Here is a 7,296-nt window from a genome sequence, read left to right as displayed (position 1 = left end):
GGGATCAAGTGTTTCGGTCATCGTCGATCCTTCCCGCCAAGCTCAGCTCGGCGTGTTGAATCAAGGACCGGATCCACCGTTATTCAGACAGTCCCCCGGCAAAGGCATGGCGCTGTCGGAGGATCGGGAAGTGTTTCAGGCAGTCGGCACTGGTGTCGGCTCGACAGGTACCTCGATGTCGATGCTCCAGTTCCATCAGCCCGAGATCCGTGTCCTTCAGCATGATCAGGGCGCGGAGATGCTGATCCGTGAAGTGCTCCGCAAGACCGGGTATTCGCCTGTGTCGTTTGGTATGTCGGATGAGGTTGCTCAGACGGCTACTGAGGCGCAGGGGAAGAAGGAGTGGACGGTCATCACGACCAACGGTAAGGCCCGTTATTGGGGTGCAGCTCTTGCTCCGTTGGCGACGATCTGCCTCCGCATCGATGCCGCTAAGTTCAAAGGTGTTGCTCCGTCTGAGGAGTTGGAGATCGAGTGGCCTGAGTTCGCTCGTGAATCTGATGAGGCGAAGTCGCGGACTGTCTTGAATTGGTCTACGTCGAATGCTGCGTCCACGAGGACGAAGGTCGCGTACCTGAATCAGGACAAGGACGAGAAGTGGATCGACGAGGAAGCCGCGGCGATCGATAAGGCTGGCGCGGTTCCTGATCCATCAGGCGGCTTCGGAGGCGGTTTCTAGGGGGTAGGCGATGGCGCTCGACCCGTCTGAAGCAGCAGGCCTCCCCGACGAGTTGATCAACCTTTACACCGAAGCCGAGTTGGCTCTGATGGCGATGCTCGCCGAAGCGATTGTGGCGGGCATCGACACACCAGAGTGGGAAGCGCGGCAGCCGGCGGAGATGTTGCGGTTTCGGCAGCAGGCGCAGTTGTTGGCGTTGCAGTTGCAATCCCAGATGCCAGCGTTGGTTGAGGGTGCGGTTGCTGGTGCTGCTGAGCGTGGCCGGGAGGCTGCGGACGAGGACTTGAAGGCGTTACCGAAAGCCCCGCCGGTTCCGCCTGTGACACCTGCTCGGGATCGGAAGACTCGGGCCGCGATCTTCGCGGGGCAGCAGGTTTTGTCGCAGGTGACTGCTCGGATTCCGGGTGCCGCGGGGGAGTTGCATTCACAGGTGACAACGCAGATCATCGCGAGGTCATCGGGTGTCCGATCGGGTACACGCCTGGATGCGGCACAGCAAGCCCTCGACATCCTCACCAAACGTGGCGTCACCGGCTTCAAAGACGCTGCCGGCCGCAACTGGTCCCTCGCCTCCTACATCGAGATGAAATCCCGGACCATCGTCAACCAAGAACTCCGCCAAGGACACGCGGATCGCCTACTCGAACGAGGCCACAACCTGGTTGTCGTATCCAGCCACTCGAACCCGGCTCCTGTGTGCCAGCCATTCGAAGGTCAGATCCTCTCGTTGGACGGTGAAACCGGCACAGTGATCCGCCAGAACGCAACTGGCGGCAAAGCAGTGAAGGTGAAGATCAAGGCGACGATGCGTGAAGCGACATCTGCCGGATTTGGTCATCAGAACTGCGGACACGCCGTAACGGGCTATGTGCCGGGAGCTTCGCGGACGTTCGAGACGAGGCCGGATCCGGAAGGGTATGCGGCGTCGCAGAAGCAGCGGGCGATGGAACGCGCTATCCGTGACACCCGTAAGCAGCAGGCCGTGGCAGTCACCCCGCAACGCAAACGCGAGTTGGTTGCCCGGTTGAAGCAGCAGCAGGCCGCGATCGCAGCTCACACCGCGCAACACGACCTGAAACGCCGGCCTAACCGCGAACGCCTCGGCGCACGCTAACCCTAGGAGTAACTGATGGATCCCTTGTGGCTACTGCTCATAGTGCCTGGTGCCATCGCTGTAACCGCTGCCGCAACCATGTTGTGGGTTGGCGATCGAATGTTCCGGAACTTCTGAAGTTCTATGCCTACCGGCTCATAAGTCATCAACTACCGCGTTCCCCTGAAAGGAATTTCCCAATGTCGAACGAACCTGTCGTGATCCGAGTGTGGGACTGGAATCGGAAGCATCTCGGTCACTGCATTGCAGTGTTCGACAAGGGGTTTTCGATACCTGCGGAACATCCACTGGCCGCGGTGTTGAGTAGGGGCGGGCACTTGTCGCTGTCTGTTCTCTCAACCGAAGAGGTCGAGTGGAACGTCGAACGTGTCGAGGTCGGGGCCTTCCATCGCCCGTTCTGCGACGAGGTTCGCGTCTCGTGCATCCCTCACGTCGAAAAGGTTCGACGAGGCCTTCTGTCTGACGAGTCGTTCCTGGAGAGCTTGAACACTCTCGAATCTGTCATTGCTTAACCGCTGATCTATCGGGTTTTCCCAATACACGCTGATAGATCCCCAGAGTTTCCCGCCGCATGGCGGAATCGCAGTAACCCAATAGCCCCCAGCCGCACGGCAACCGGGGCCAATGCCGCATGGCACAAGGAGAGAACAGCATGGCCGACGAACAGGCAACCAGCGAAACCACCGACGCCGCCACCACCGCGACCGACACCTCCCAGGCAACGGACACCACGGCAACCGAGACTGCACAGTCCACCACCGCCGAGGAAACCACCGACTGGAAGAAGGAAGCACGCAAGCACGAGGCGCGGGCGAAGGAAAACGCTAAAGCCGCTGAAGAACTCGAAAAGATCAAGGCCAAGAACCGGACCGCCGAGGAAAAGGCAGCGAAGGAAGCCGCCGACGCCAAAGCCGACGCCGAAGCCGCACGCGCCGAAGCAGCCCGCGAACGAGCAGCCCGCAAATACGGGCTCTCCGACGAAGACCTCGACTTCCTCGAAGGCACCCCAGCCGACAAGTTCGACGCCAAAGCGAAAGCACTCTCCGAACGCATCAAAACCGCCGCACCCGCCGGCCGATCCGGCAGGCAGGCAACCGGCGGAACCGCGAACACCGACGAGATGGACCCCAAGAAACTCGCCGAACGCGTCGCCACCCGCAAACCGGGCATCCAAATCTACTAACCAGGAGCACACCTCATGGCAAACACTATTCTCAAGGCCGAGCAGATCCTCTCTGCCGGTCTCGGCGTCCTCGAACGCGACGTTGTTCTTCCGGGCATCATCGCCTCTGATGCGTCGCGGCACTTTTCCAGCCGGTCCCCGAAGAACGACACTGTGTCGATCCGCATCCCCGGTCGCACGGTCGCGAAGGACAAGCCGTGGCGCAACAAGACCGCGGCAATCGAGATCTCCGACCTGAACGAGTTCAAGGTCGACGTGAAGCTTGACACCCACCCGTACAACGCGATCGAACTGACCGACGAAGAGTTGACTCTCGACATCGATCAGTTCACCGAGCAGGTCACCCTGCCTCAGACTCGTTCTGTCGCGGAGCGCGTCGAGGACAAGATCGCCACCACCATTCGTGGGGCCGCGTACCCCACGAGTTCGGTCCTGGAGATCGCGGAGGGCAAGTTCTACGAGGCTGCTGTTGACGCACGCCGTGTGCTCAACGACTACCACGTTCCGCAGGCTGATCGAGTGTTTCTTGTTGGCACGAACGTGGAAGCGTCGATCCTCAAGTCCGACCAGTTCAAGAAGTTCGACCAGTCCGGTGACTCGAACGCCCTCCGGAACGCGACCATCGGCAACATCGCCGGCTTCCCGATCGTGGTGTGCAACAGCATCGACCCCAACGAGGCGTTCGCGTTCCACAAGACCGCTTTCCAGTCGGTGTACCGCGTCCCCGCCACTCCTCTGGGTGGTGTCGATACCGCGTCCGGTTCGTACGCCGGCATCGCATTGCGCTGGATTCGTGACTACGACTCCACGCACATGGTTAACCGCTCGATCTTCGACACGTTCTTCGGAATCAGCGTCGTGACCGATCCCGACGACTACGACGATCCGGCTTCCACGAAGTCGCTGAAGCGTGCCGTCAAGCTGGTATTGGATGTGACGCCGTGATCGAGGTACCGGAGTTCGTTCGTGGTGAGGCTGGGTTCACGATCAAGCTGAACCAGTTGGCTGAGGCGGTGCGTGAACTTCAGGTCAACGAGAAGCCTGTCGCCAAGCGGCCATCGGCCAAGGCGAAACCCGAAACCACTGACGCTGTTGGTGGTTTGAGCGAGTAGCACCTGATGCCCACCCCCGGGTCGCCTTCCTGTGCGGCTCGGGGCTGGTGGGACCAAATGCTTGGTGGTTGGTGCGTTTCTACGTGCCCGGCAACGGCTCATAGACCCACGTTAAGACCGCTTGAGGGGTTCACCGCCGGGTTCCTTTCCCCCTTGCAGCAGCGTATAAACATCTCGGTATGACCGAGATGGTCTGCGCGCCAACCATCAACACCCCGAGGAGAATCCGTGTCTGATCTACCCACCACGTTCAAGCGACGGGACTTGATGGCCGCACTTGAACACCTCGGCATCCCCATTTCGGGTACACGCCGTGTCCAGATCTTTCCGGATTGCATCATCGTGGAGCAGTTGCGGCGCGACGCGTCCGGTTCCCTGTTCTCGGCTGGGGCCGATGTCGCGACCGTCAAGACGGTCATCGGCTTGGAGAAGGAGTAACCGTGCTCGTCTATGCGACCGCCGATCAGCTGGAAACCTGGATGGGGGAAACCCCTGAACCTGCCCCCGCGAAGTTGACTGCAATGCTGCGGGAAGCATCCGGCCTTGTCGGAACTGCATGCCAGTGCGACATCTACGACACCCTCCCGAACGGGAAACCCTCGGACGATGATCTGTCTGAGGCGATGCAGGAAGCGACGTGCGCGCAAGTGCATGCGTGGTTGGCGTCGGGTGATGATCCGATCAAGGGTGCCGGCGGTCAGGAGCCGCGGTTGACGACGACAGCGATTGATGGTGCGTCGTTGTCGTATGACACGTATTTGACGGCTCCGGATCGGATGAATGCGCTCAAGTTTTTGGCGCCTGGTGCGTTGCGGATTTTGCGGTTGGCGGGGTTGGCGTCGTCGGCGGTGCAATCGTCATGAGCGTGGCTGATCAGATCGCGAAGGCGTGGTTTGTGTGGCCGGTTTCGGTGCAGCGGCATGCGGGCGAAGGCCCGTACGAGCCGGCGTTCGATCCGGCTGTGACTGTGCTCGGGAAGATCACCACCAAACGCAAACTCGTGAAGGCTGCTGATGGTTCCGAGGTCATCTCGGAGGCCCGCGTGAGCATGCATGTCAACACTGCACTGATTCCTGTCGGCTCGCTGGTGACGTTTCCACCCGAGTTCGGTGGACGCACGGCTGTGGTGTTGGCGGAGCAACGCCATGACGACGGCAACGGTTTGACCCCCAACTTCTACAGCGTGGATCTGACCTAGGAGCGTGGCATGACCGAAGTTGAGGCACTGCGAGCGATGACCTACGAGCAGCGTGTGGCCGCTTTGGATGTCGCTGAGATTGGCATCCGGATGACGGTAGGTGTCATCACAGAGGCGCTCATGGTTCCCTGCGATCTCTTGTTGGTGGCAGATGCAGTGGACGCTCTCGCTGAGCACCTGGACGAGGTGATCGCTGCATGAGTACTGCCCTGAATTTTCCGATCGAGCCAGTCCGCTCCGCCATCACAGACGGCTTGCACGCTGCCGCTGAAGTCATCAAGCAGGAAGCGATCGAACGGGCACCGAAAGAGACCGGGTATCTGCGGAACACTGCGGCGACTGCGGCTGAGGGGTTGGAAGCTGCTGTCGGCTTCGACGGACCGTATGCGATAAGGCAGCACGAGGAACTCGGTTATCACCATCAGGATGGTGAGGCGAAGTACCTCGAGAACGCGTGCATCGCAACGAGGGAAGTTGTCGGGCAGATCCTCGCTGAAGCGATACGGAGGCAACTCGGATGACCGCATGTGAGCACTTCGAGCGCGTATGCACAGCGGTCACAAGTGACGCCAAATCGTTTCACCATATGTACACCTGTAAGCGATGCGGTGATCAAGCATTTGACACTGTCCTCAAGGCTCCTGAGTTTCTTGCGTGGGAACAGAGTGGCGGTGCGGGATGACACTCGTTCGGGCACCGGACACCGTCGAACTCCTCGAAGCCCTCGCCCAACACCTCACCAACCTCGGACTCGCACGCTGGGACCCGAACCTCACCACCTACCCAGCTGGCGCACTGCCAGTGGTGTTCTTCGGGCAACTCCGAGACAAACCCGACAACGCGATCTTCATCAACGTCTACAACGACGACCGATCGAAGGACGAAGCAACCCCCGACTACTACGTCCAAATACGTTTCCGGGCTGCTGGCCTCGACGTGAGGGCAGTTGAACGCATGGCCGACACAGTGTTCCGCGCCATCGACGACACCCTCCACGAACGCAGCAACACCGTGTGGGCGGGCGTCAACATTCTGTCCTGCCGCCGCCACATCCGCGGCCCTGCCGCATTGGAAGCCAGCAACCGCTACACCCGCCCCGATTCGTACACAATCACCACAAACCCAGGAGCAACACCATGACCGCACCCACACAGTCACTTTCATCCACACTCGCACGCGACTGGATCCTCGAAGTCGACATCAACGGCGTACCCACCCGAGTGCGCGGCTTGTCCTCCGTCTCCCCGATCTTCGAAGGTTCCGAGCAGGACGATTCCGACATCGACTCGGAAGGTTTCGCGTCGCAGATCGTCACCGGCCTCGCATTCCGCATCGAAGGCGGCGGCAAGCGCAAGGGTGAAAACACCGCCGGCTTCGTTGACGATCCAGGTCAGAACTTCCTCCGCAAGAAGGGCCGCCAGACCGGCACCGCCAACATCGTCACTGCTCGCATCTACCGACGTGATGATCTGCCTGACGCGTACGAGGCGGAGACTACCGTCAAGTGGACGGACAGCGCTGCGGGTGACACGAATGCGTTGCAGGAGTTCAGTTTCACTCTGTCGGGTCGTGGAAAGCCCCGCGATATCGTGAAGCCTCTGGTTCCTTCGGGCGCGCAGGTGTTCAACGTTGATCTCGGTGGCGCCACCGCAGGCACCTTCACCCTCACCTGGAACGGCCAGACCACCGACACCATCGCGTTCAACGCCACGAACGCCACAGTGAAGACGGCTCTCGTCGCCTTGGACGACGGCTACAAGGCCGCCGACTTCACGGTCACCGGCTCGGCTGGCGAGTACGTCATCACCGTCCCCGGCGGCACCGTGACCGGCGACGGCACCGGCCTCACCGGCGGCACCCTCACCATCGCCGCTGCCTAACCAGCACCCCTTCTGAAAGGTTGCACTTGTATGCGTGGGAGTGTCCGATTAACGGTGGATCCGACCTTGATGTCGGTTAGTTACCGTTCAGGGTGATGCGTCCTTCGAAGGTGATCGCAAACGCATTGAG

12 protein-coding genes and 1 pseudogene are annotated in these 7,296 nt (G+C 60.6%); all 13 read left to right on the top strand.

Annotation, left to right across the window (positions count from 1 at the left end):
- Positions 1 to 679, top strand: a pseudogene (locus ACZ3J7_RS40600) (hypothetical protein); the annotation flags it as partial.
- A gap of 10 nt (positions 680 to 689) precedes the next feature.
- The gene (locus ACZ3J7_RS40595; protein ID WP_298773388.1) at positions 690 to 1,793 is read left to right on the top strand and encodes a phage minor capsid protein; all 1,104 of its coding nucleotides are present in this window, start codon (positions 690 to 692) and stop codon (positions 1,791 to 1,793) included.
- 179 nt (positions 1,794 to 1,972) lie between these two features.
- Positions 1,973 to 2,305: a hypothetical protein gene (locus tag ACZ3J7_RS40590; protein ID WP_298773390.1), complete on the top strand. Its 333-nt coding sequence runs from the start codon at positions 1,973 to 1,975 to the stop codon at positions 2,303 to 2,305.
- Positions 2,306 to 2,445: 140 nt separating this feature from the next.
- Positions 2,446 to 2,976, top strand: coding sequence for a hypothetical protein (locus ACZ3J7_RS40585; protein ID WP_298773392.1), 531 nt, complete (start codon positions 2,446 to 2,448; stop codon positions 2,974 to 2,976).
- A 15-nt stretch (positions 2,977 to 2,991) separates the two neighbouring features.
- The gene (locus ACZ3J7_RS40580; protein ID WP_298773394.1) at positions 2,992 to 3,921 is read left to right on the top strand and encodes a phage major capsid protein; all 930 of its coding nucleotides are present in this window, start codon (positions 2,992 to 2,994) and stop codon (positions 3,919 to 3,921) included.
- Positions 3,918 to 4,088, top strand: coding sequence for a hypothetical protein (locus tag ACZ3J7_RS40575; protein WP_298773396.1), 171 nt, complete (start codon positions 3,918 to 3,920; stop codon positions 4,086 to 4,088). The genes ACZ3J7_RS40580 and ACZ3J7_RS40575 overlap by 4 nt, the downstream gene beginning before the upstream one ends.
- Positions 4,089 to 4,316: 228 nt before the next feature.
- Complete coding sequence (locus tag ACZ3J7_RS40570; protein WP_298773398.1) at positions 4,317 to 4,526, top strand: hypothetical protein; 210 nt, start codon at positions 4,317 to 4,319, stop codon at positions 4,524 to 4,526.
- Positions 4,527 to 4,528: 2 nt separating this feature from the next.
- Positions 4,529 to 4,951, top strand: a complete 423-nt coding sequence (locus ACZ3J7_RS40565; RefSeq protein WP_209908250.1) for a hypothetical protein — start codon at positions 4,529 to 4,531, stop codon at positions 4,949 to 4,951.
- Positions 4,952 to 4,953: 2 nt separating this feature from the next.
- Positions 4,954 to 5,286 (top strand): hypothetical protein, encoded by a 333-nt coding sequence (locus ACZ3J7_RS40560; protein ID WP_353799057.1) that lies wholly within the window; start codon positions 4,954 to 4,956, stop codon positions 5,284 to 5,286.
- Between the two features lie 9 nt (positions 5,287 to 5,295).
- Positions 5,296 to 5,487 (top strand): hypothetical protein, encoded by a 192-nt coding sequence (locus ACZ3J7_RS40555; RefSeq protein ID WP_298773404.1) that lies wholly within the window; start codon positions 5,296 to 5,298, stop codon positions 5,485 to 5,487.
- Positions 5,484 to 5,807: a hypothetical protein gene (locus ACZ3J7_RS40550; protein WP_298773405.1), complete on the top strand. Its 324-nt coding sequence runs from the start codon at positions 5,484 to 5,486 to the stop codon at positions 5,805 to 5,807. Before ACZ3J7_RS40555 ends, ACZ3J7_RS40550 begins: the two co-directional genes overlap by 4 nt.
- A 157-nt stretch (positions 5,808 to 5,964) precedes the next feature.
- Positions 5,965 to 6,426, top strand: coding sequence for a phage tail terminator protein (locus ACZ3J7_RS40545; protein ID WP_298773407.1), 462 nt, complete (start codon positions 5,965 to 5,967; stop codon positions 6,424 to 6,426).
- The gene (locus ACZ3J7_RS40540) at positions 6,423 to 7,166 is read left to right on the top strand and encodes a phage tail tube protein (protein ID WP_298773408.1); all 744 of its coding nucleotides are present in this window, start codon (positions 6,423 to 6,425) and stop codon (positions 7,164 to 7,166) included. The genes ACZ3J7_RS40545 and ACZ3J7_RS40540 overlap by 4 nt, the downstream gene beginning before the upstream one ends.
- Positions 7,167 to 7,296 lie beyond the last annotated feature (130 nt).

It is taken from the genome of Kitasatospora sp. NPDC015121 (assembly GCF_055562955.1).
The sequence above is the reverse complement of the archived record's forward strand: the minus strand, read 5'-3'. Positions and strand labels throughout refer to the sequence as shown.

What these genes read in the sequence shown, in the direction of transcription:
- ACZ3J7_RS40595 (WP_298773388.1), top strand. Translation starts at nt 690, where the DNA reads ATGGCGCTCGACCCGTCTGAAGCAGCAGGCCTCCCCGACGAGTTGATC.
- ACZ3J7_RS40590 (WP_298773390.1), top strand. Translation starts at nt 1,973, where the DNA reads ATGTCGAACGAACCTGTCGTGATCCGAGTGTGGGACTGGAATCGGAAG.
- ACZ3J7_RS40585 (WP_298773392.1), top strand. Translation starts at nt 2,446, where the DNA reads ATGGCCGACGAACAGGCAACCAGCGAAACCACCGACGCCGCCACCACC.
- ACZ3J7_RS40580 (WP_298773394.1), top strand. Translation starts at nt 2,992, where the DNA reads ATGGCAAACACTATTCTCAAGGCCGAGCAGATCCTCTCTGCCGGTCTC.
- ACZ3J7_RS40555 (WP_298773404.1), top strand. Translation starts at nt 5,296, where the DNA reads ATGACCGAAGTTGAGGCACTGCGAGCGATGACCTACGAGCAGCGTGTG.
- ACZ3J7_RS40550 (WP_298773405.1), top strand. Translation starts at nt 5,484, where the DNA reads ATGAGTACTGCCCTGAATTTTCCGATCGAGCCAGTCCGCTCCGCCATC.
- ACZ3J7_RS40545 (WP_298773407.1), top strand. Translation starts at nt 5,965, where the DNA reads ATGACACTCGTTCGGGCACCGGACACCGTCGAACTCCTCGAAGCCCTC.
- ACZ3J7_RS40540 (WP_298773408.1), top strand. Translation starts at nt 6,423, where the DNA reads ATGACCGCACCCACACAGTCACTTTCATCCACACTCGCACGCGACTGG.